19 protein-coding genes and 2 pseudogenes are annotated in these 21,719 nt (G+C 72.7%); 10 read left to right on the top strand and 11 right to left on the bottom strand.

Annotation, left to right across the window (positions count from 1 at the left end; genetic code table 11):
• From ACFPIH_RS33420 to ACFPIH_RS33405, 4 genes and pseudogenes are all read left to right on the top strand, one after another.
• Positions 1-416, top strand: a pseudogene (locus ACFPIH_RS33420) (glucose-6-phosphate isomerase); the annotation flags it as partial.
• Between the two features lie 9 nt (positions 417-425).
• Positions 426-1,307, top strand: coding sequence for a phosphogluconate dehydrogenase (NAD(+)-dependent, decarboxylating) (gene gnd, locus ACFPIH_RS33415; protein WP_381180669.1), 882 nt, complete (start codon positions 426-428; stop codon positions 1,305-1,307).
• Between the two features lie 7 nt (positions 1,308-1,314).
• Positions 1,315-1,926 carry a histidine phosphatase family protein gene (locus ACFPIH_RS33410; protein ID WP_381180671.1) on the top strand — a complete coding sequence of 204 codons (612 nt, stop codon included), beginning with the start codon at positions 1,315-1,317 and terminating at the stop codon, positions 1,924-1,926.
• A 79-nt stretch (positions 1,927-2,005) separates the two neighbouring features.
• On the top strand, positions 2,006-3,430 hold the full coding sequence (locus ACFPIH_RS33405) for a membrane-associated oxidoreductase (protein ID WP_381180673.1): 1,425 nt from the start codon (positions 2,006-2,008) through the stop codon (positions 3,428-3,430).
• Between the two features lie 93 nt (positions 3,431-3,523).
• On the opposite strand, the gene ACFPIH_RS33400 is transcribed toward ACFPIH_RS33405, so the two are convergent.
• Both ACFPIH_RS33400 and ACFPIH_RS33395 read right to left on the bottom strand, forming a co-directional pair.
• Entirely contained in the window at positions 3,524-5,347 is a 1,824-nt protein-coding gene (locus ACFPIH_RS33400) for a bifunctional sugar phosphate isomerase/epimerase/4-hydroxyphenylpyruvate dioxygenase family protein (protein WP_381180675.1), read from the bottom strand.
• 21 nt (positions 5,348-5,368) lie between these two features.
• Positions 5,369-6,244 carry a shikimate dehydrogenase gene (locus ACFPIH_RS33395; protein ID WP_381180678.1) on the bottom strand — a complete coding sequence of 292 codons (876 nt, stop codon included), beginning with the start codon at positions 6,242-6,244 and terminating at the stop codon, positions 5,369-5,371.
• A gap of 134 nt (positions 6,245-6,378) precedes the next feature.
• Between ACFPIH_RS33395 and ACFPIH_RS33390 the strand changes: the two genes are divergently transcribed.
• Both ACFPIH_RS33390 and ACFPIH_RS33385 read left to right on the top strand, forming a co-directional pair.
• Positions 6,379-7,044, top strand: a complete 666-nt coding sequence (locus tag ACFPIH_RS33390; RefSeq protein ID WP_381180679.1) for a TetR/AcrR family transcriptional regulator — start codon at positions 6,379-6,381, stop codon at positions 7,042-7,044.
• A 313-nt stretch (positions 7,045-7,357) separates the two neighbouring features.
• On the top strand, positions 7,358-8,704 hold the full coding sequence (locus ACFPIH_RS33385; protein ID WP_381180681.1) for an MFS transporter: 1,347 nt from the start codon (positions 7,358-7,360) through the stop codon (positions 8,702-8,704).
• Between the two features lie 88 nt (positions 8,705-8,792).
• Here the strand turns inward: ACFPIH_RS33385 and ACFPIH_RS33380 are convergent, their stop codons facing one another.
• Positions 8,793-9,239 carry a PPOX class F420-dependent oxidoreductase gene (locus ACFPIH_RS33380; protein ID WP_381180683.1) on the bottom strand — a complete coding sequence of 149 codons (447 nt, stop codon included), beginning with the start codon at positions 9,237-9,239 and terminating at the stop codon, positions 8,793-8,795.
• Between the two features lie 138 nt (positions 9,240-9,377).
• On the opposite strand from ACFPIH_RS33380, the gene ACFPIH_RS33375 reads away from it, so the two are divergent.
• The 3 genes from ACFPIH_RS33375 to ACFPIH_RS33365 are packed head-to-tail and all read left to right on the top strand — an operon-like array spanning position 9,378 to position 12,698.
• A complete protein-coding gene (locus tag ACFPIH_RS33375) occupies positions 9,378-9,971 on the top strand; it encodes a TetR/AcrR family transcriptional regulator (protein WP_381180685.1) in 594 nt (197 codons plus the stop codon).
• The gene (locus tag ACFPIH_RS33370) at positions 9,968-11,410 is read left to right on the top strand and encodes an MFS transporter (protein ID WP_381180686.1); all 1,443 of its coding nucleotides are present in this window, start codon (positions 9,968-9,970) and stop codon (positions 11,408-11,410) included. The genes ACFPIH_RS33375 and ACFPIH_RS33370 overlap by 4 nt, the downstream gene beginning before the upstream one ends.
• 58 nt (positions 11,411-11,468) lie before the next feature.
• Complete coding sequence (locus tag ACFPIH_RS33365; RefSeq protein WP_381180688.1) at positions 11,469-12,698, top strand: serine hydrolase domain-containing protein; 1,230 nt, start codon at positions 11,469-11,471, stop codon at positions 12,696-12,698.
• Between the two features lie 48 nt (positions 12,699-12,746).
• Here the strand turns inward: ACFPIH_RS33365 and ACFPIH_RS33360 are convergent, their stop codons facing one another.
• The 4 genes from ACFPIH_RS33360 to ribA form a co-directional block, all read right to left on the bottom strand.
• Positions 12,747-13,916, bottom strand: a complete 1,170-nt coding sequence (locus ACFPIH_RS33360) for a saccharopine dehydrogenase family protein (RefSeq protein WP_381180690.1) — start codon at positions 13,914-13,916, stop codon at positions 12,747-12,749.
• Positions 13,903-14,970, bottom strand: coding sequence for a saccharopine dehydrogenase (locus ACFPIH_RS33355; RefSeq protein WP_381180691.1), 1,068 nt, complete (start codon positions 14,968-14,970; stop codon positions 13,903-13,905). The genes ACFPIH_RS33360 and ACFPIH_RS33355 overlap by 14 nt, the downstream gene beginning before the upstream one ends.
• Positions 14,967-16,112, bottom strand: a complete 1,146-nt coding sequence (locus tag ACFPIH_RS33350; RefSeq protein WP_381180693.1) for an NAD(P)/FAD-dependent oxidoreductase — start codon at positions 16,110-16,112, stop codon at positions 14,967-14,969. The genes ACFPIH_RS33355 and ACFPIH_RS33350 overlap by 4 nt, the downstream gene beginning before the upstream one ends.
• Positions 16,113-16,254: 142 nt before the next feature.
• A complete protein-coding gene (ribA, locus tag ACFPIH_RS33345) occupies positions 16,255-16,914 on the bottom strand; it encodes a GTP cyclohydrolase II (protein WP_381180695.1) in 660 nt (219 codons plus the stop codon).
• Between the two features lie 38 nt (positions 16,915-16,952).
• On the opposite strand from ribA, the pseudogene ACFPIH_RS33340 reads away from it, so the two are divergent.
• Positions 16,953-17,699, top strand: a pseudogene (locus tag ACFPIH_RS33340) (creatininase family protein); the annotation flags it as partial.
• On the opposite strand, the gene ACFPIH_RS33335 reads toward ACFPIH_RS33340, so the two are convergent.
• The 4 genes from ACFPIH_RS33335 to ACFPIH_RS33320 all read right to left on the bottom strand — a co-directional run bounded on the left by ACFPIH_RS33335 (position 17,585) and on the right by ACFPIH_RS33320 (position 21,646).
• The gene (locus ACFPIH_RS33335) at positions 17,585-18,877 is read right to left on the bottom strand and encodes a lysylphosphatidylglycerol synthase transmembrane domain-containing protein (RefSeq protein ID WP_381180697.1); all 1,293 of its coding nucleotides are present in this window, start codon (positions 18,875-18,877) and stop codon (positions 17,585-17,587) included. The pseudogene ACFPIH_RS33340 and the gene ACFPIH_RS33335 sit on opposite strands and share 115 nt — an antisense overlap.
• Complete coding sequence (locus tag ACFPIH_RS33330) at positions 18,877-19,890, bottom strand: trans-aconitate methyltransferase (protein WP_381180915.1); 1,014 nt, start codon at positions 19,888-19,890, stop codon at positions 18,877-18,879. Before ACFPIH_RS33330 ends, ACFPIH_RS33335 begins: the two co-directional genes overlap by 1 nt.
• A gap of 179 nt (positions 19,891-20,069) precedes the next feature.
• Complete coding sequence (locus tag ACFPIH_RS33325; RefSeq protein ID WP_381180699.1) at positions 20,070-21,251, bottom strand: glycosyltransferase family 4 protein; 1,182 nt, start codon at positions 21,249-21,251, stop codon at positions 20,070-20,072.
• A complete protein-coding gene (locus ACFPIH_RS33320; protein WP_381180700.1) occupies positions 21,248-21,646 on the bottom strand; it encodes a 6-pyruvoyl trahydropterin synthase family protein in 399 nt (132 codons plus the stop codon). Before ACFPIH_RS33320 ends, ACFPIH_RS33325 begins: the two co-directional genes overlap by 4 nt.
• Positions 21,647-21,719: the final 73 nt, after the last annotated feature.

Raw genomic sequence — 21,719 nt, 5'->3', positions numbered from 1 at the left:
GCCCGGTCGCCGAGCTGAGCGGTGAACTCGCCGCGCAGCACGACCTGTTGATGGCCAACTTCTTCGCCCAGACCCAGGCACTCGCCTTCGGCAAGACACCCGACGAGGTCCGCGCCGAAGGCGTGCCCGAGGAACAGGTCACGCATCGCACCTTCCGGGGCAACCACCCCACGACCACCGTCCTGGCCCCCGAGTTGACCCCGTCGGTGCTCGGTCAGCTGGTGGCGCTCTACGAGCACAAGGTGTTCGTCCAGGGCGCGATCTGGAACATCGACTCCTTCGACCAGTGGGGCGTGGAACTCGGCAAGGTCCTCGCCAAGCGCATCGAACCCGCCCTCACGGAAGGGGCGGAGGTCCCCGGCCTCGACCCCTCCACCGCCGCTCTCGTCGCCGCCTACCGCGAACTCAGGAAGTAGTGAACTGACATGCAGATCGGTCTCATTGGTCTCGGCAAGATGGGCGGCAACATGCGTGAGCGCATCCGCCTCGCCGGCCACACCGTCGTCGGCTACGACCGCAGTCCCGACCTCTCCGACGTCAAGGACCTCACCGAACTCGTCGAGCAGCTCCAGGCGCCCCGCATCGTCTGGGTGATGGTCCCGGCCGGCGCCGCCACCCAGTCCGTCGTCGACGAGCTCGGCGGTCTGCTCGAGGCGGGCGACGTCGTCGTCGACGGCGGCAACTCCCGCTGGACGGACGACGAGAAGCACGCCGCCGAACTCGGCGCCAAGGGCATCGGCTTCGTCGACGCCGGTGTCTCCGGCGGAGTGTGGGGCCTGCAGAACGGCTACGCCCTGATGGTCGGCGGCGACAAGGAGCACGTGGAACGACTCCAGCCGATCTTCGAGGCACTCAAGCCGGAGGGCCCGTACGGCTATGTCCACGCCGGCAAGGTGGGCGCCGGGCACTTCTCGAAGATGGTCCACAACGGCATCGAGTACGCCATGATGCAGGCGTACGCCGAAGGTTGGGAGCTTCTGGAGAAGGTCGACTCCGTGGAGAACGTCCGCGAGGTGTACCGCTCCTGGCAGGACGGCACCGTCATCCGGTCCTGGCTGCTCGACCTCGCCGTCAACGCCCTCGACGAGGACGAGCACCTCGACAAGCTGCGCGGCTGGGCGCAGGACTCCGGCGAGGGCCGCTGGACGGTCGAGGCCGCCGTCGACCACGCCGTCCCGCTGCCCGCCATCACCGCCTCGCTCTTCGCACGGTTCGCGTCCCGCCAGGACGACTCCCCGCAGATGAAGATGATCGCGGCGCTGCGCAACCAGTTCGGCGGCCACGCCGTCGAGTCGACGAAGGAGTAGTCCGGACGTGGGGGATCTTCTGCTGGTCCGCCACGGCGAGACGGAGTGGAGCCTGTCGGGACAGCACACCAGCTTCACCGACCTGCCCCTCACGGACCACGGCGAGGAACAGGCCAAGTCCCTCGCTCCGCTCCTGTCCGGCCGGACCTTCTCACTCGCCCTGACCAGCCCGCTGCACCGCGCGCTCCGCACCGCCGAACTCGCTGGCGTCACCTGGGCCGTACCCGACCCCGACCTGCATGAATGGGACTACGGCGGCTACGAGGGCGTCACCACCGTCGACATACACCGCACCCGCCCCGGCTGGGACCTGTGGACCGACGGTGTGCCGCCCGGCTCCGACGGCCACCCCGGTGAGTCGCCCGAGGAGATCGGCCGGCGCGCCGACCGGGTGCTCGCCCGGGTGGACACGGCCCTCCCCGACGGGGACGTGCTGCTGGTCGCCCACGGCCATTTCCTACGGGTTCTGACGGCCCGTCGGCTCGGACTCCCGCCCGCCGAGGGCCGGTTGTTCCAGCTGGCGACCGCCACGGTCAGCAGGCTGTCGACCGAGCACGGGCGACCCGTGATCGCCGAATGGAACGTGCGGGCCCATCCGGTCGACCGGTCGAGCCGGTGAGGTTCGAGCCGGTGAGGTTCGAGTCGGTTGGGGTCGAGCCGGTTGACACCGCCCAGGGGGCCCGCCAGAGTCGCGGCTGATGGAGATCAACGATCTGACACCGGCCGAACAGCGAGTCTGGCGGGCCTTCGCCACGGGTGCGGAAGTCGACTTCCGCGCGGGGGGCGAACAGGCGGTACGGGCAACGGTGTTGCGCGCGCTGCTCCTCAACGGCCCCCGGGAACCGGGCGAGATAGCGGCCCTCAAGGTGCGCGGCGCCCATGTGGTCGGCGCGCTGGAACTCCGCTACGCGGCGGTCGACTGCGTCGTCCATCTCACCCACTGCCGCTTCGACGGCGTCCCGGACCTCACCGGCGCCCAGCTGCGTTACATCAGTCTGCGCGACTCCGAGATGCCCGGCCTGTCCGTGACCCGGTCGCGGATCGACGGCAGTCTGCGGCTGACGCGCTGCCGCTTCTCCGGCCCGGTCCGGCTCGACGGCGCGCAGATCAGCGGCGCGCTGTTCCTGGACGAGGCCGAGATCGCCGTGGAGAGCGGTGCGCAGCCGGTGCTCCAGCTCAACCAGATCGCCGTGGACGACGACCTGTGCGCCCGGGGCCTGCGCGCCCAGGGGCTGATCCGGCTGGACGGCGCCACCGTCGCCGGTTCGCTCGACCTGGAGGACGCCGAACTCAGCAACCCCGGCGCCCATGTCCTGGACGCGGACTCCCTCGACGTGGGCGCCAACCTGCTGGGACGTCGGCTGCGGGCTCAGGGCCGTATCGATCTGCGGGGCGCGCGGATACCGGGCCGGGTCGACCTGCTGCGGGCGACCCTCGCCAATCGGGGCGACACCGCGCTGCGCGCGAGCAGTTGTGTGATCGGCGAACTGTGGCTGCGCGACGGCGAGCGGATCCAGGGCAGGCTCAACCTGCGCCGCGCAGAGATCAACCAGCTCCATCTGGACCCGGAGATGGTGCCCGACGAGGTCCGCCTGCTCGACTTCACCTACACCTTCCTCACCCCGCACGAACCCGCCGAACGCCGGCTGCCCATGCTGGAGCGCGACACGGGGTTCGACCCGCACGCATACGAACAACTGACGGCTGCATACCGGAGGGCCGGCGACGACCGGGCGGCCAGGCTGGTCCAGCTCGCCAAGCAGCGCCGCCACCGCCGTACGCTCCCCTGGTACGGGCGGTTGTGGGGCGGGATGCAGGACGCGACCGTCGGCTACGGCTTCCGGCCGCTGCGGGCGGGCGGCTGGCTGGTGTCGCTGCTCGCGGTCGGCTCCGTGGCGTTCGCCCTGCACCACCCCGCCCCCCTCAAGGCGGGCGAGGCACCCCGTTTTGACCCCTTCTTCTACACCCTGGACCTGCTGCTGCCGGTGATCTCCTTCGGGCAGGAGAGCGCCTTCGCCCCCACCGGCTGGTACCAGAAACTGTCGTACGTCCTGATCGTCACCGGCTGGATCCTGGCGACGACGGTCGCCGCGGGCGTGACGAGGACGGTCAGCCGACAGTAGACAACATGCGGTCGGCGGTATGCATTGAGCGGTATGCCGTGCGCGGTTGACGGTCTGCGGTACGCCGTGTGCCGTGTGCCGTGTGCAGACAACTCACCGCTGCGCGCGCTGCGCAGCCAGCCGCACCGGCGCGTTCGCGGCGCCGTACCCCTGGTAGCCGCCGTCGCGCTGGACGAGTTCGAAGAAGACGCGGCCGACGGTGTGGGTGTAGCAGTGGCGGAAGACGCCGTGCGTGTCACGGTCGTAGAGGATGCCGAGCGCGCGGTACGTCTCCAGCTCGCCGTCGGCGAACTCGAAGCGGGCCGCGAGGTCGTCGTAGTAGTTCGCGGGGATCGGGAGCAGACGGCCGCCGGCCGCGGTGAAGCGGCGGGCGGCGGCGACCACGTCGTCGGCGGCCAGCGCGATGTGCCGGGCCTGGGCGGTGTCGTCGCCGGGGGCCGCGCCGACGGTCAGCGGGAAGCGGACGCCGCCGCCCGGGCCGGTGACGGCGCGGCTGCGCAGCAGTCCGTAGGGGTCGGGGACGTCGACGCTCTCCCGCGGTTCGAGGCCGAGGACACCGCGGTGGAAGAGAACGGCCTCGTCGAAGTGGTGCCAGGGCTGGGTGAGCGCGACATGGTCGATGCGCAGGCCGTCGGCGGCCGCCGGAGTGTGCGGGACGTCCTCGAAGTCGGCGCGCCAGTTGGGGAGTCCGGGGCGGTTCGTCGCGCAGAGGAAGAGTTCGGTGCCGTCGGGTGCGGCCACCGCGTCCAGTGGGGCGTCCTCGGCGGCGCGGCGGCGGGGCAGCACCGGGGCGAGCAGGGCCTCGGCTCGGCGGGCAGTGGCGGCCGGGTCGGGGCACTCCAGGCCCAGCGCGGCGAGCGTGGTGCCGTCGCGGCGGGCGGCCGGGCCGGTGTTGACCAGGACCCGGGCCTCGCCCTGTTCCCACAGCTCGACCGGCTTGCCGCGGTGGCGGGCGGTGCGGGCGAAGCCGAGGGCACCGAGAAGGGCGGAGACGGGTTCGGCGTCGGGCGTGACCAGCTCGGCGAAGGCGACCGCGGTGGGGGCGGCCGGTGCGGGCAGAGCGGCAACACCCTGCTCCTCCCCGAGTTCATGGCCGAGTCGGCCGAGCTCCTCCTGGAGGACCAGCAGGGATCGGCGGGCGTCGACGGCTGTCGGGCCGGCCTCGGCCTGCCGGAACACGTCGTTGAAGACCTCGAGGGAGAGCGGTCCGCTGTATCCGGTATGCAGTATGCGGTGGACCAGCCCGGTGACGTCGAAGCCCCCCTGTCCGGGGAAGCAGCGGTGGTGGCGGCTCCACTGCAGGACGTCCATGCCGAGCAGAGGGGCGTCGGCGAGCTGGAGGAAGAAGATCTTCTCGCCGGGGATGTCCGCGATGCCCTTGAGGTCCTTGGGGTCGGAGCTCCGGGAGAGGATGTGGAAGCTGTCCAGGCAGGTGCCGAGCGCGGGATGGCCGGCCGTCTCGACGATGTGCCAGGCGTGGTCGTACGTGCTGACGTGCCGTCCCCAGGCGAGCGCCTCGTAGGCGACACGGACGCCGAAGTCCCCGGCGAGGTCGGCCAGTCGGGCGAGCTGCTCGGCGGCGAGGGCGTCGTCGTCCTCGGCGAGCGGGGAGACGCTGGAGCAGACCAGGACGGTGTCCGCGCCGAGCCGGCCCATCAGTTCGAACTTGTGCCGGGCGCGGCGCAGGGTGCGGGCGAACTCGTCCTCCGGGACCGCCTCGACGTCCCGCATCGGCTGGTAGAGGTCGATGCTGAGGCCGAGGTCGGCGCAGCGGGCGCGGATCTCCTCGGGGGCGAGGGGGCTGGCGAGCAGGTCGTTCTCGAAGATCTCCACGCCGTCGAAGCCGGCCCGGGCGGCGGCGGTGAGCTTCTCGGTGAGGGATCCGCTCAGCGAGACGGTGGCGATGGACGTACGCACCTTGGAACCTCCGGGTACCGGTTACTTCGGGGCGGCGACGGCGCCGGCCAGTTCGGCGATGTCGGCGAGCATGCGGGCGCTGTCGGGTTCCCGGCCGGTGAACAGGCGGAAGGCGTCCGCCGCCTGGAAGACGGCCATGCCCGCGCCGTCGAGGGTCGCGCAGCCGACCGCGCGGGCGGTGCGCAGGAGTTCGGTCTCCAGTGGACGGTAGACGACCTCGGCGATCCACAGTCCGGGGCGCAGCAGCCCGGCCGCGAAGGGCAGGCCTGGGTGGGCGGCCATGCCGGTGGGGGTGGCGTGGACGGTCCCGTCGGCGTGCGCGAGCAGCTCGGGCAGGCGGTCCGGGGTGGCGGCGGCGGCCCGGCCGGCGCCGAAGTGGTGGTTGAGGGAGGCGGCGAGGTCCGTCGCCCGGTCGGGCAGCGCGTCGACGACGGTGACCCGCCCGGCGCCGAGGGTGAGCGTGGCGTGCGCGACGGCGGCACCCGCTCCGCCCGCGCCGAGCTGCACGACCCGTTCGAGCGGGACGTCGGGCAGACCGCGTGCGAAGGAGGCGGCGAAACCGGTGACGTCGGTGTTGTGGCCGACGGCCCGGCCGTCCTCGAACACGACGGTGTTCACCGCGCCGAGCGCCTCGGCCTGCGGAGCGAGGGCGTCGAGGTGGGGGATCACCAGCTGCTTGCAGGGGTGGGTGATGTTCAGCCCGTCGAAGCCCAGGTCGCGGGCGGCCCGCACCAGGTCGCCGACGGCGTCCGGGGCGGCCCCGAGGACGTCGATGTCGATCAGCCGGTAGAGGTAGCGCAGCCCCTGCCGGTCGGCCTCGCGCTCGTGCAGCGCGGGGCTGAGCGACGGGCCGATACCGGATCCGATCAGCCCGACGAGATACGAGTCCTTGGTCACGGACGGCCTCCTGGAACGGGCGACTAATGTACGAACTGGTGAGTTAGTCATACACCGGGCGGTGGCGCGGGGGGAAGCCCTCCCGGGCCCTTCTAGAATCGCGGCACTGCACCCGCGCCGTCCGAAGGACACCGATGACCAGCGTCGACGAACCGGCACGACCGAACGGGCGGACCCGTGACGCCGCCCGCACCCAGGCCGAGATCCTCGACGTGGCGACGCGGGAGTTCGCCCGGGCCGGGTACGCCGGGGCCCGCGTGGACGACATCGCGGCCCGCACCCGCACCACGAAGCGGATGATCTACTACTACTTCGGCGGCAAGGAGCAGCTGTTCACCGCCGTCCTGGAGCGGGCGTACGGCGTGATCCGCGAGGCCGAGCAGCAACTCGACGTCGAGCACCTGGACCCGGTCGCGGCCATCCGGCGGCTCGCCGAGCTGACCTTCGACCACCACGAGCAGCACCCGGACTTCATCCGCCTGGTGAGCATCGAGAACATCCATGAGGCCGAGCACATCGCCGCCTCCGAGAAACTCGGCAGGATCGGCTCCCCGGCGCTCGCCGTGATCTGCCGCATCCTCGCTGCCGGCCGGGAGTCCGGCCTGTTCACGGCGGAGGTGGACGCCGTCGACCTGCACGCGATGATCAGCTCGTTCTGCTTCTTCCGGGTGGCCAACCGGCACACCTTCGGCGCCCTGTTCGGCCGCGACCTGGTGGATCCGGAGCGGCGCGAGCACTACCGGACCATGCTCGGCGACATGGTCATCGCCTATCTGACGGCCGAGCGCGCGGCGGACTGACGGAGCCGACCCCGGTCAGCCGAGAGCACCCCTCAGCACCCTCCTCGCCCTCCCCGGTCGACCGGCGGCGCCCCCTCGGGCCGATCGGCCATGCCCTCTTGATCAACCGGCTCCAACCGCCGACCGACCGGCCGCGACCCCTCGGCCGACCGCTCCGCAGGGGCGTGCGCAACCTCTTGACAGCAGGGAAACGCGGGCGCAACATCCGTACCCACCGCGCATTAACTATCCAGTGGGTTAATTAGCCGCTCGATCCGGCCCTTCGCCCCGCCGCTCACTCCCCTACGTTGGGGTTCCCCCGAAGGAGCAAGCCGTGTCCGTCCCCGCCCCGGAAGCACCTCCCGGCCAGCCGCAGAAAGCCGCCACGGCGGCCTGGATCGGCAGTGCCCTGGAGTACTACGACTTCTTCATCTACGGCAGCGCCGCCGCGCTGATCTTCCCGAAGGTGTTCTTCGACGAGTCCGACCCGGCCACCGCGACCCTGCTGTCGCTGGCGACCTTCGGAGTCGCCTACGCGGCCCGTCCCGTCGGCGCGCTCTTCCTCGGGCACTTCGGCGACCGCGTGGGCCGCAAGAAGATCATGGTGTTCACGCTGATCCTGATGGGTGTCTCGACGTTCCTCATCGGCTGTCTGCCCACCCGCGCCCAGGTCGGCGGCCTCGCGCCGGTCCTGCTGGTCGCCTGCCGCGTCCTGCAGGGCATCTCCGCCGCCGGTGAGCAGGCCAGCGCCAACTCCATGACCCTCGAACACGCGCCGCCGCACCGGCGCGGCTTCTTCACCAGCTTCACCCTGAGCGGCACACAGGGCGGGCAGCTCCTGGCCACCCTGGTCTTCATCCCGGTCGCCGCGCTGCCGGAGGACCAGTTGCTGTCGTGGGGCTGGCGGGTGCCGTTCTGGATGAGCATCGCGGTCGCCGTCGTCGGCTACGTCATCCGGCGCAAGCTCACCGAGACCCCGGCCTTCGCCGCCCAGCAGGCCACCGGCGAGGTCGTCCGGCTGCCGCTGGCGGTGCTGCTGCGCGAGCACTGGGCCGACGTGCTGCGGGTGATCGCGGCCGCGCTCGTCGCGTCGGTCAGCACCATCTTCACGGTGTGGGCGCTGGCGTACGCGACCAGCGACTCGGTGGGCATGAGCCGCTCCTCGATGCTGTGGGTGAGCGCGCTGGCCAACGCCGTCGCGCTGGCCGCCATCCCCCTGTGGGCGACGCTCTCCGACCGCGTCGGCCGCCGGCCGGTGTTCCTGATCGGCGCGGCCGGCAGCGCGGTGACGATGTTCCTGTACCTGTGGGCGATCTCCACCGGCTCCTACCCGCTGGTCCTCGTCCTGGGGATCGTCACCTTCGGTGTGGTCTACAGCGCCGCGAACGGCGTGTGGCCCTCCTTCTACGGCGAGATGTTCACCACCCGGGTCCGGCTGTCCGGCATGGCGATCGGCACCCAGATCGGCTTCGCCGTGGCCGGTTTCGCGGTCACCTTCGCCGCGCAGATCGCGGGTCCGGACGGCGACGACTGGTTCTCGGTGGCGCTGTTCACGGCGGCCCTGTGCGTCCCGCCGGTGATCGCGGCCTTCACGGCCCGGGAGACGGCGAAGGTCCCGACCGAGCGACTGGGCGAACGGGACGCGCCCGAGGCCCCGCAGCGCGAGACCGTCACGGCCTGACACCGTCCTCTCGAAGCCCTCTCGAAGTCCTCCGGAGCCCCCGGCGCCCATGCGGCGCCGTGGGCTGCGGCACGTCCCGCCCCGGGACTCACGTGTCGACGGTCCGCGGAATCCCGTATGCACGCTCCACCCTGAGCCGGGCGACCAGGCGGCGGTCGCGGACCATGACGGTGCGGAAGTCCTCCCAGTCGGGGTGTTCGCCCAGGACGTCGCGGTAGAGGCGGACGAGTTCCTCGACGGTCTCGTCGTAGGGGTCCGCGGCGACCGGGGTGAGGTCGGCGGTGGCCTCCACGACCGTGTAGGCACGGTGGTCCGGGGTGGTCACGTGGTACGACGCCCGGGGGTCGCGGCGGAGGTTGCGGGTCTTGGCGCGGTCGTCCGTGACGGAGATCCGGACGACGCCCTCGTCGGGGTAGTAGTGGTGGCTGACGTTCGACAGCTGGGGCCGCCCGTCGCGCTTGAGGGTGACCAGTACTCCGCTGCGGCCCTCGGAGAGGAGCGCGAGCAGTGCGTTCCGTGTCGTGTCCTGAGTCATGTCCGGAGCAACCCGCGGCCCACCCGGCGCCATTCCCGGCGCGCCGGGGTCGACCCGTCCGGCGGCGTTCTCCGTTCTCCGGCAGCCACCCGAACGAGTGAGTAGACACCGTCTGCCGCCGCCTGGTAGACAGTGTCTATGAGTGAACCCGAGAAGCCCGACCCCGGTCTGCGGACGCGTCTCGTCGATGTCGGCGTGGACCTCGTGGCCCTGGAGGGTGCGGGCGCGCTGACCCTGCGGGAGATCGCCCGCCGGGCCGGTGTCTCGCACGGGGCGCCCCGGCGCTACTTCCCCACGCACGTGGAGCTGCTGTCGGCCATCGCCCGCCGCGGCTTCACGGAGCTGGGGGTCCGGGTGACGTCGGCACTCGACGGCGGCCCCCGCGGCCCACGCGCCCAGCTCACCGAACTGGCGCGGTCCTACCTGGAGTTCGCCCTGGACAACCGCGGTATGTACGAGCTGATGTTCCGCCACGATCTGCTGGAGAGCGGCCACTTGCGGCTCCGGGACACCAGTCTGCCGTTGTTCCGCGTGCTGGTGGACCTGGTCGGCCGGGCCCGCCCCGGCGCCGACGCCCGCGCGGTCGCCGGCGCGCTGTGGGCGAACCTGCACGGCATCGCCCAGCTGTGGCGCTGGGGCAGCCTCCAACTCGCCACGGGCGCCGAGGACTTCGTACCCCTGCTGCGGACGGCCCTGGACGCGCACCTCGGGCCGGAGGAGAACGCCCGGTGAAGCGCCCCCTGACGCTGGCGAGCAGTGTGGCGGGGGCGGTGGTCGTCGCCCTGGACGGGACCGCGCTCACCGTCGCGCAGCCCACGCTCCGGCGTGATCTGCATGCCTCCCTCGCCGAGGTGCAGTGGGCTAGCACCGGCTATCTCGTCGCCGTGGCGGGCCTGTTGGTGTTCGCCGGGCGGCTCGGCGACCGGTTCGGACACCGGCGGACCTTCGCCGTCGGCATGCTCGGCTTCGGCGCCGCGTCGGCGGGCATCGCGGTGGCGCCCGGCGTCGGCTGGGTGATCGGGCTGCGGGTCGTGCAGGGGGCTTTCGGGGCGCTGTTGCAGCCGGCCACGCTGGGGATGCTGCGGACGTCCTTCCCGCCGGACCGGCTGCGCACGCCGATCGCCGTGCGGACGGCGGCCATCGGGGTGGCGGCGGCCACCGGTCCCCTGGTGGGCGGGGCACTGGCGACGGAGTTCGGCTGGCGGTCCGTGTTCCTCCTCAACATCGCCCCCACACTGGTGTTCGGCCTGCTCGCCCTCGCCTCCCCCGATCGGACGCCCGTCGGCACCCGCGCCGCCGCGCTCGGCGCCAAGCCCACCACCGCACCCGCCGACACGCGCGGCGCGCTGGACATCCCCGGCGCACTGCTGCTCGCGGCGGCGCTCGCCTGCCTGGTGCACGCCCTGGTCACCCTGCCGGAGGTGGGCTGGTCGGCCGTGGCGGCCCTGCTCGCCGGTGCCGTCTTCGTGCGGCACGAGCTCCGCGCGCCGGACCCGCTGCTGCCCCGGGAGGTGATCGGCTCCCCGTCCGTCGGCGCGGCGCTCGGCCTGCTGGTCACCGTGTCGGCGGCCCTCAACGGCGCGCTGTTCACCTGCGTGTATCTCCTCCAGGACGGCCTGGGACTCACCCCGCTGCACAGCGCGCTGCTCGCGCTGCCGCTCGCGGTGTGCCTGGTCGCCGCGGCGCCCGTGTCCGCGGTTCTGCTGCGCCGGGCGGGCGCCCGGGCCACGGTCGCGGGCGCGACGGCGGTCCTGGCCGCCGGGCTGCTCGTCCTCGCCGCCGCGTCCGGGGAGGCGGCCTTCGGCGCCGGGTTCGCGCTGGTCGGAGCCGGGTTCGGGACCGTCATGGTGGCGGCCACCCATGTCGTCGTACGGCAGGCTCCCGCCGAGTCGGCCGGGGTCGCCGGCGGTCTGCAGCAGACGGCGATGAACGTCGGCCCGGTGCTGGGCGTTGCCGCGGCGACCGTGCTGACCGTGCTGGGCCCGGCCCGCTCGCCGCTGGTCGTGCTGGGCCTGGCGGCCGTGGCCGCGCTGCCCGTCTGCCGGGCCCTGCCGGGGCGTTGGGGGCCCGTCCCGGCGGGTCGCGCCGTCACGGAAAGCGACACACCCCACACCGGTCACGGCGGCGAATGGGGCCCGTACGCCCGTTCCCTACGCGACCATGAACACTGAGGTCGTCCGGGAGGGGACGAACGGACCGTACCTCGGACGAGCGCACCGGAGGAGAGCCATGGCACTGCTGCGACAAGAGGTCGACCCGAGCGAGGTCGGACTGGACGCGAAGGCGCTGGACCGCATCGACCAGCATGTCGCCCACTACGTCGACGAGGGACGGCTGCCCGGTTTCCTCATGGCGGTCTCCCGCGGCGGCCGGGTCGCGCATCTCACCACGATGGGCCGTCGCGACGTCGCCGCCGGACTGCCCGTCGAGGCCGACACCCTGTACCGGATCTACTCGATGACCAAGCCGGTCACCTCGGTCGCCGCGCTGATACTGGTGGAGGAGGGCCGGCTGCGGCTCGACGACCCGGTCGCCGACCATCTCCCGGCCTTCGCCGACCAGCGGGTGTATACCGGCGGCTCCGGCGAAGGCATCAGGACCCGACCGGTCGAGCAGCCGCTCCTGGTGCGGCACCTGATGACCCACACCTCCGGTCTGACCTTCGCCTTCTACCACTGTCACCCGGTGGACGCGCTGTACCGGGAGGCCGGTCTGGAGTCGGCGGTGCTGCCGGGATCGGACCTGGCGCGGACCGTGGAGGCGTACGCGCGGCTGCCGCTGCAGTTCGAGCCGGGCACGCAGTGGAACTACTCGGTGTCCACCAATGTGCTCGGCCGGATCATCGAGGTCGTCTCCGGACAGCCCCTGGACGAGTTCGTCGCGGAGCGGATCTTCCGTCCGCTGGGTATGCCGGACGCCGGTTTCCAGGTCGACGGGGAGCAGACCGGCCGGCTGGCCGAACTGTACGGCGGCACGGACGCCGGCGGGATCGAGCCGATCCCCGGGCTGCCGCTGCACGGCCGCCCGCGTTTCCTGTCGGGCAGCGGCGGAATGGTGGCTACTGCATACGACATCCACCGCTTCTCCGAGCTGCTGCGCCGCCGCGGCGAGCTCGACGGGGTCCGGCTGCTCGCCCCCGAGACGGTGGACCTCATGACCCGTAACCACCTACCCGGCGGCGCCGACCTGCGCGCCTTCGGCGCCCGCCCCGCCCACGACGAGCCCGGCAACGACGGCGTCGGCTTCGGCCTGGGCGTCTCCGTGGTCATCGACCCGGAGCGCACCCAGGCCCCGTCCGGCCTCGGCACCTACGGCTGGAGCGGGGTCGCCACGACGACGTTCTGGGTCGACCCCAGCCGCGACCTGAGCGTCCAGTTCCTGACCCAGCTCAGGCCGCGGAAGTCGCTCAAGCTCTACCCCGACCTCAAGCGACTGGTGCACGAGGCGGTGCTCGACTGAGCCGTCGGCCCTCATCGGTCGACCCTCAGCCGTCGGCCCTCCGTTTCCTCAGCCGTCGACCTTCAGGGTGAACTCCAGCCCCTCGGCCGCGAGTTCACCCAGCCACCCGGCGGAGCGTGCGGCTGTCTCCGCCGCCCGGTTCAGGCCCGGCGGCAGATCGCCCGCCAGGACGTGCCGGACACCGAGGGCCAGGGTGCGGGAGACACAGCGGGCCATCGCGCTCTCCCGCTCGTCTCCCACCAGATCGAGCAGGTAACTCCCGGACCAGGCAGCGCTGTTGTCGCCTTCCCCATCGTCGACCGTCAACGACACGGCGAGGACGACGCGGTCACGGTCGGCGTCCGTCGTCGGGTAGGTGGCCGCCAACTCCCGCGCCAGCGCGGCGATCCGGGTGTCGTCGCCCGCCTTCAGCTCCTCGAACACCGGGGCCCAGGCCGTCAACCAGCCGTCCAGGCGCAGGGTGCCGCGCACGAAGGTCCGCGGCCGCCAGGCCGCCGGCAGCCCGTACTGCTCGACGAAGGGGACGCTGTCGCGGTTGGGGTAGACCTCGAAGGTCTCGCCGTCGACGACGTGTCCGCGGGTCGCCTCCCAGGGACGGTCGGCGACGGTCTCCGTGCCGTCCTCGATGTAACGGGCTGGCGAGCGCAGGGCGTTGAGTACTCCGAGGGGCGCCCAGCTGAACCGGTACCGGAAGTCGTTGGGGACGGCCGGGACACCTCCGCAGTAGGAGGTGAGGCGATAGGAGGCCGCCTTGTCGGCGCCGACCGCGTCGCGGGCGCGGGCGACGAGGTCGTGGGCGAAGAGGTGGTCGATGCCCGGGTCGAGCCCGGCCTCGGTGAGGACGACGACGCCCGCCTCCTCGGCGGCCGGCACCCGTTCCAGGACGGCGTCCGAGACATAGCTGGAGCAGGCGAAGTGGGCACGCCGGGCGACGCACGCGGCCAGCAGCGGGGCGTGCTCCGGGGCGGGCAGCATCGACACCACGACGTCACCGGGGGCGAGTTCGGCGGTGAGGGCGTCGAGGGTGTAGGTGCGTGGTTCGGCCCGCCCGGCCAGGCCCAGCCGGTCGAGCGCCTCGGCGGCGCGGTCCGCCGTGCGGTGCCAGACGCGGACCCGGGCGGCGCGCTCGCACAGGTCGGTCAGGCCGCTGCCGGTGGACAGGCCGGCGCCGATCCAGTGGACGGTGCCGGTCGCGGGAACGAGGTCAGCGCAGCTCACGGTCGAACCCGCCTTCCTTGATGCCGAGTTCGTCGCACATCTCACGGAACCGGCTCAGGCACCGCCACCAGGCCGCGTTCACCCCGTACTCCAGCAGCAGGGGCGTCAGCGCCGCCGAGAAGTCGGTGCTGGACTCGCGGGGCAGCAGCGAGGGCAGGTTGTCGATGGCGATCAGGTCGAGCGGGGGTTCCTTGCGCAGCCGCAGTACCGGATCGGCCCACTCGGTCGCGCGGTCGTACACCGGCAGGACGTTGAGGGGCGAGCCCACGTCGCAGGTGACGTCGGAGAGGGTGCGCAGCCGGCGGGCCGGGTCGTCGAGGTCCTCCTGGCGGACGAACGGCGGCACCGGGGTGGTGGCCAGGACGCAGTTGACCATCAGGTCGTGGTCCAGCAGGGCGCGCCGGTCCAGGTCCAGGGTCTCCGCCAGGTCCCAGCAGGTGGGTTCGGCACCGGCCGCGCCGAGCGCGGCCCGCGCACCCCGGCCGCTGCGGCCGAGTGCGCCCACCACCAGCGAGGTGAAGTCCTCGTCGCCGGGGCCCGGGCGCAGGGTCTCGTCCAGTTCGTCCTTGCCGGTGGGGACCAGGGGCGCGGTGAGCCGGCCCCGGTGGTGGAGGACGGCGAGGGCGGCGCCCAGGTAGCCCGCCCAGAAGCCGAACGCGGCGAGCCTGCGGCCCTGTTCATCGACGAGGTACTCCAGGTCGAGGAGCGCCCCTCCCCCGGCGGCGAACCGGCCGAGCAGGGCGGCGGCGCCGGGCTGCCCCTTGTAGGCGTGCCCGAAGAAGATATGACGATGGATCAGTTCGTCGGGCCGGTCCGGGAGTTCCTTCAGGCCGACGACGACCGTGCCGGGCGGCGCCGACGTCCAGGAGCCCGGCTCGGCGACTCGGGCGCCGACCGCCTCGTACGCCTCTACGGGGAAGATCCGCTGGGGGGAGTCCTCGACCGTCAGCTCCACCCCGGCCTCGACGAGCCGGCGGGCGTCGTCGGGCACGATCGGGGTGCGGCGTTCGGTGGAGCGGACCTCGTGGCGCAGCCACAGCGAGCGATCCGTCATACGCGGTTGACCTCCGGACGCGGGGCGTCGGCCGCGAACCGGCCGGCGCTCAGGGGGGTGACGTCCACGAAGGGTACGCGGCCGAGATACAGGTCACGGACGACTTCGCCGACGGCCGGACCCTGCAGGAAGCCATGCCCGGAGAAACCGGTCGCATACAGAAAACGGGATACCGAAGGCGCCTCGCCGATCAGGGCGTTGTGGTCCGGGGTGAGCTCGTACAGCCCCGCCCAGCCGCCGGTGCGGCGCAGGTCGAGCAGGGCGGGCGCGCGGCGTTCCATGACGGAGGCGAGACGGGGGATCCAGCGGTCGTGGGTGTCCGTGGCGAAGCCGGGACGCTCGTCCGGGTCGGACATCCCGACGAGGAGACCGGGGCCCTCGCCGTGGAAGTAGAAGGTGCTGGTGAAGTCGATCGTCATCGGCAGGTCCGGCGGGAGGCCGGGCATCGGCTCGGTGACGGCGATCTGCCGGCGCAGCGGCTGCACGGGCAGGTCCACACCCACCATCGCGCCGACCGCCCTGGACCAGGGTCCGGCCGCGCAGATCACCGTGTCGGTGATGACCCGGCCGAGGGTGGTGTCCACCGCGGTGATCGTGTCGCCGTAGGTCTCGATGCCGGTGACGGCGGTGTGGCGCAGGATGCGCGCACCGCACCGGCGGGCTGCGGCCGCGTACCCCTGGACGACGGCTTCCGGTGTGCAGTGGCCGTCGTCGGGCGAGAACGCGGCCGCGAGTAAGCCGTCCGTGGTGATCAGCGGGGAGAGTCGCTGTGCCTCGGCCGGGTCGATCAGCCGGCTGCGCACGCCGAGCGCGTTCTGCAGCCGGACGCCCGCCTCGAAGGAGGCGACCTCCTCCGGAGTGGAGAGCAGGAAGAGGTAGCCGACCCGGTGGAGACCGATGTCGTGGCCGGTCTCCTCCCCGAACCGCGCGAACGCCTCCAGGCTGCGCGCCCCGAGCTGGATGTTCAGTTCGTCGGAGAACTGGGCGCGCACTCCGCCCGCGGCCTTCGAGGTGGAGCCGGCGGCGAGTTCGTCCCGCTCGAGCAGCAGGACGTCCCGTACGCCCGCGGCGGCCAGATGGTAGGCGATGCTGGTGCCCATCACTCCGCCGCCGATGACGACGACCGAGGCATGCGTGTTCACGCGGGCGGCTCCTTTCGGCGGCGGCCCCGGCCCTGTCGCCGAGGCCGGGGCTGACGTACGCCGTGGGTGGCGATCACCCTCGGGACCAGTGCCCCTCGGGATCAGTGACCCCCGGGATCAGTGGCCCCTGGGCTGATGCCCCTCAGGACCAGTGTGCCACCGCGTCCAGGTGGGGCAGCCGGTGATCCATGCGCTCCCGCTTGGTACGCAGGTAGGTGATGTTGTTCTCGCAGGGCTCTATCAGCAGCGGCACCTCCTCGGCGACGTGGATGCCGTTGTCGACGAGCGCCTCCCGCTTGCGCGGGTTGTTCGACATCAGTCGGACGGACCGTACGCCCAGGTCGCGCAGGATGTCGGCGGCAACCTTGTAGTCGCGGGCGTCCACCGGGAAGCCGAGCGCGACGTTCGCCTCGACGGTGTCCAGGCCCTCCGCCTGCAGCGCCATCGCGCGCAGCTTGCCGAGCAGGCCGATGCCCCGGCCCTCGTGCCCGCGCAGGTAGACGACGATGCCGCTGCCCGCGGCGACGACGGCGCGCAGCGCGGACTCCAGCTGGTCGCCGCACTCGCAGTGCTGGGAACCGAACGCGTCGCCGGTGAGGCACTCCGAGTGCAGCCGGGTCAGTACGTCCTCGGTGCCGATCTCGCCGTAGACCAGGGCGACCTGCTCGTCACCGCGGTCGTGGTCGAGGTAACCGACCGCCTGGAATTTCCCGTACACCGTGGGCAGGGGCGCATTTACCACGCGTTCCACACCGGTGCGCTGCGGGGTCTTCTTGCCGAGTACGCCGACTTTATCTGTCATGATCTGGTTCCTAAGCAGAGACGAAAGGCCGTGGAAAGATGAGTGATTCGCGCATACCGCCGACGGCGTACGGTCCGGTGCCGGCGGACACCACCGAGGACGTGCGCGAGCGGGGGGCCGGCGTCGCGACGCAGGTGGCGGTCCTGCCGGTAGGGAGCTTCGAACAGCACGGCCCGTACCTGCCCTTGGCCACCGACACACTGGTCGCCTGTGCCATCGCCCGGGAGATCGCCGAGGCATACCCGGTGCACCTCCTTCCGCCCGTGACCATCGCCTGCTCGCACGAGCACGCGGCCTGGCCGGGAACCGTCAGCATCTCCTCCGTGACCCTTCACGCGGTGGTACGGGACATCGCGGCGTCGTTGCGCCGCTCGGGCGTCGAGGCCCTGGTGCTGGTCAACGGACACGGCGGGAACTACGTCCTGGGCAACGCGGTCCAGGAGTCCTCCGCCCGCGGTGAGGCGATGGCGCTGTTCCCGGCCCCGGAGGACTGGGAGACGGCCCGGGAGCGGTCCGGGGTGGTGACCTCGCTCCTCACCGACATGCACGCCGGGGAGATCGAGACCTCTATCCTGCTGCACGCCCATCCCGAACTCGTCCGGCCCGGTTACGAGTCCGCGGATTTCACCGCGGACGACCGACGCCATCTGCTCACTCTGGGAATGTCCGCCTATACCGATTCGGGCGTCATCGGCCGTCCTTCCCTGGGGTCCGCGGAAAAGGGGAAGGAACTCCTGGCGAGCCTCGCGGATTCCTTCGGCACGTATTTCACGCTGCTGACTTCGGGGAACGCGACCGGCTCCGTGTAGGGTTCTTCGGCCCCGGCGGCGCCGGACACCTGGGGTGCCCCGGCGCGTACGGCGCCGTACCAGCGCACCACCATGACGCCCGCCCCCGGCAGCGCGGCGACGAAGCTGAGCACCCCGTACACCACGGCGACCGACAGGCCGGTGCTCGCGCCGAGCCCGGCAGCGCCGAACGCCCACGCCATGACGCCCTCGCGGGGCCCGAAGCCGCCGACGTTCAGCGGCAGGCCCATGGCGATCAGCGCCAGGACGGCCAGCGGCAGCAGCGTCAGCACGGAGGCGGCGGAGCCGGCCACCCGGGCGGCCACCACGAACATCGCGACGTGCCCGGTCAGCACGACCACCGACGACAGCGCGACGCCGGGGGCGTTGCGCCGCGACAGCAGACCCTCGCGCGCCTCGGCCAGCGTGGCCCGCAGCCTGCCGCCCCGACGCGACGCCGAGGAGTTCATGCGCAGCGCGGCGACCACCGCGAGCGCGCCCGCCGCGGCCAGCAGCACCAGCGGGGTGAAGTGCCGTACGTCCGCCATGACCGGGGACGGCAGCACCAGCAGGATCGTCACACCGGCCACGGTGAGCGCCAGCTGGCCCGCCGTGCGCTCCAGGACCACGGCTCGCACACCGCGCCCGACGTCACCGGCGCTCTGCCCGTGCCGCACGGCGCGGTGCACGTCGCCGAGGATCCCGCCGGGCAGGGCCGCGTTGAGGAAGAGGGAGCGGTAGTAGTCGGCGACGGCCGCGCCGAGCGGCAGCCGGATCCGCAGCCCGCGCGCGACCAGCGCCCACCGCCAGGCGCTGAAGACGGTGGTGACCAGGCCGATCCCGAGCCCGGCGAGCAGGGTCGGGGTGTCGATGCGGCGCAGCCCGTCGAGGAGGACGCCGGTGCCCATCCGCCACAGCAGGACGCCGAGGATGACGACTCCGGCGACGGTCCCGAAGTGCGTGCGCAGCGCCTTCGAGGTGAGCAGCCTGCGCAGCGCCGAGGGCTCGGCGGCATGCGGCTCGGTCACGATGACACCGATCCGGGCCTTCGACACGGCCGGTCCGCTACGGGCCACCGACGGGGGGCGCGGGGGACGTCGTACGGAGAGCGCGCCGTCACCCCACACCACCGGCGCGACCGACTCGGCCCTCGCCCCGACCGTCTCCGCGCTCATCACGCGCCGCCCGTCGGCCGGGCCAGCGCCAGCAGGTCGCTGTGGTGGACGGTGACCCGCAGCTCACCGGCCTCGCAGGCGGCGAGCCGGGCCTCGAGGTACGACGCGGCGCGCCCGGCGAGTTCGGGGCGCTGCTCGACGGCCGCACCGACCCAGCCGCGCAGCCACTGGGCGGTGAGGGCGGCGTGTTCGGGGCCGAGCCGCCAGGGGCTCGGATGGACCTTCACGGTGGCGCCGTGGTCGGCGAACGCCTCGCAGGCGGCGTTCACCGCGTCGGGGCCGAGGAGGCCGCCGCGCCGCTGGTGGTCGTTGAAGGCGGCGGCGATCTCCTCGTCCAGCGGGTCCGGGGTGGAGAGTTCGACGCGGCCGGCCACGGAGAGCGTCAGCAGCGCCGGGCAGCCGGCGCCGGCGCAGGCCGCGGCGAGGGTCTCGACCTCCTCGCGGGTGAGGACGTCGAGCAGCGCGGAGGCGGTGACCAGCGAGGCGCCGAGCAGGGCGTCCGGGGTGAGCCGGGCGACGTCGCCGCGCCGGGTCTCGACGGTGACCCGGCTGCCGTCGGCGGCGGCGCGCGGGGAGGCGACGGCCGCGAAGTGCAGCAGGTAGGGGTCGCGGTCGTGCAGGATCCAGTGCTGGGCGCCGTCCAGGCGGGGGGCGAGCCATCGGCCCATGGAACCGGTTCCGCAGCCCAGGTCGTGCACGTTGAGACCGCTGCCGCGGCCGCCCGGCAGGTTGGCGAGCCGGATCCGCAGCGGGTCCAGCAGGTCCACGGCCCGCGCGGACGCGTCGGCGGGCTCCCGCAGTTGCAGCCACTCGGGGGCGTAGCGCGGCTGGTCCTCGGGCCCGGCGTCCCGCAGTCGTACGGTGGGACGCTCGCCGGGGCGGGGCACCGGGCCCGCGCCCGCTATCACGGCGTCGGGACCGGTCTCGCGCGGGGTGCCGGCGTCGCCCAGGGCGTCGGGACCGCCATGGCCCGGGGTGCCGGGCACGGCCTCGGCCAGGCTGCTGTCGTTCATGGCCTCACTCACGGCTTCGTTCACGGCGTGGTTCACAGCCTCACCAACGGCTCCGGTCCCGCCGCGGTTCACCGTCGCGGTCACGGAGTCGGTCACGGTCTCGTTCTCCTTGGGGCCCGGCTGGGTCGGGATGGCGCCCACACGCCGCGCCACGTCCGCCGGGGTCACCGTCGACTTCTTCATGCCGCCCTCCGGGGCTCGCCGGGCAACCGGCCGAGGACGCCGGCCAGGCTCTGGGCGGTGGACGCCCAGCCGTTCAGGGCCGCGCGGCGGCCACGGGCGGCGGCCTTGAGCCGGCGCCGGACGTCCGCCTCGCCGAACCAGCCGCGCAGCTCGGCGGCGAGCGCGGCCGGGTTCTCCGGCGGGACGAGGATGCCGGGGACACCGCCGTCGGGGGCGCGGCCGACCGCCTCGGGCAGCCCGCCGACGTCGGTGGCGAGGACCGGGATACCGCGGGCGAGCGCCTCGGTGACCGCCATGCCGTAGGTCTCGGCGTAGGAGGTGAGAACCATCAGGTCGGCGGAGGCGTAGGCGGCGTCGAGTTCGGCGCCCGCCTTCGGCCCGGCGAGTTCGAGACGGTCCTGGAGGCCGTACCGGCGGATGAGGCCGCGCAGATGGGCGACGTACTCGGGGTCCTGGCCGAGGCCGCCCACACAGACGCAGCTCCACGGCAGGTCGGTCACCGCCGCGAGCGCTTCGACCAGCCGGTGCTGGCCCTTGCGCGGGGTGACCGCGGCGACGCACAGCAGCCGGGAGACCCCGTCGGTGCCGGAGGCGAGCGGCGCGATGTCGGCGCCGGGGGCGGCGCAGTGCACCTTCTCCGGGGCGAGCCCGTGGTGCGACACCAGCCGGCGCACCGCCCAGTCGCTGGTGGCGATCACCGAGGGGACGGCCCGCAGCACGTCCCGTTCCTTCGCGTCGAGTTCGGCCGCGAGCCGGGGGTCGAGGCCGGTCTCGTCGCCGAGCGGCAGGTGTACGAGCACCGCGAGCCGCAGCCGCTCCGCCTCCGGGACGACGATCTCCGGGACGCCGCAGGCCACGAGCCCGTCGAGCAGCACGACCGTGCCGTCGGGGAACTCGGCGAGCGTGCGGGCCAGTTCCGTGCGGGCGGACTGCTCCGGGCGGGGCCAGGCGCCGTCGACCAGGTGCTTGTGCACCTGCCAGCCGAAGCCGGGCAGGTCCAGGCAGAGCCGCCGGTCGTAGGCGTTGCCGCCGCTGGGGTTGGCCGTGTCGTAGACACCGCCCGGCATGACGAAGTGCACGGAGCGCAGGGACATGGGGATGATGTGTCCCGTCCTGGGAACGGCCGACTGCGCCGGCACATACGTGAGCGGGGTCTTCTCCAGGGTCACGTCGGTCACAGCGCACGCTCGAAACTCGCCCAGGCGATGTGCGACTCGTGCAGGGAGACGGCGATCGAGGCGATGCCCCGGGCGCCCTCGCCGAGCGCGCCCTTGTGGATCCGCTCGGCCAGCCGGTCGGCGACGACCTTGGCCAGGAACTCCGTCGAGGTGTTGATCCCGGCGAACTCGGGCTCGTTGTCGAGATTGCGGTAATTCAGTTCGCTCACGACGGCACCGAGCTCCTGGGTGGCCAGTCCGATGTCGACGACGATGTTGTCGTCGTCCAGCTGCTCGCGGCGGAAAGTCGCGTCCACCAGGAACGTGGCTCCGTGCAGGCGCTGCGCGGGTCCGAAGACCTCACCGCGGAAGCTGTGGGCGATCATGATGTGATCGCGGACGGTGACACTGAACAACGGACGACCCTCCAGGTGCGGCGCCTCTGGTCCCCCGGCCGATGACCGCCGGGGGATGCCGTGTAGTACGGCT

Origin of the sequence: Streptomyces vulcanius, from assembly GCF_042653945.1 — a bacterium.
Taxonomy (GTDB): Bacteria; Actinomycetota; Actinomycetes; order Streptomycetales; family Streptomycetaceae; genus Streptomyces; species Streptomyces mangrovi.
The sequence above is the reverse complement of the archived record's forward strand: the minus strand, read 5'-3'. Positions and strand labels throughout refer to the sequence as shown.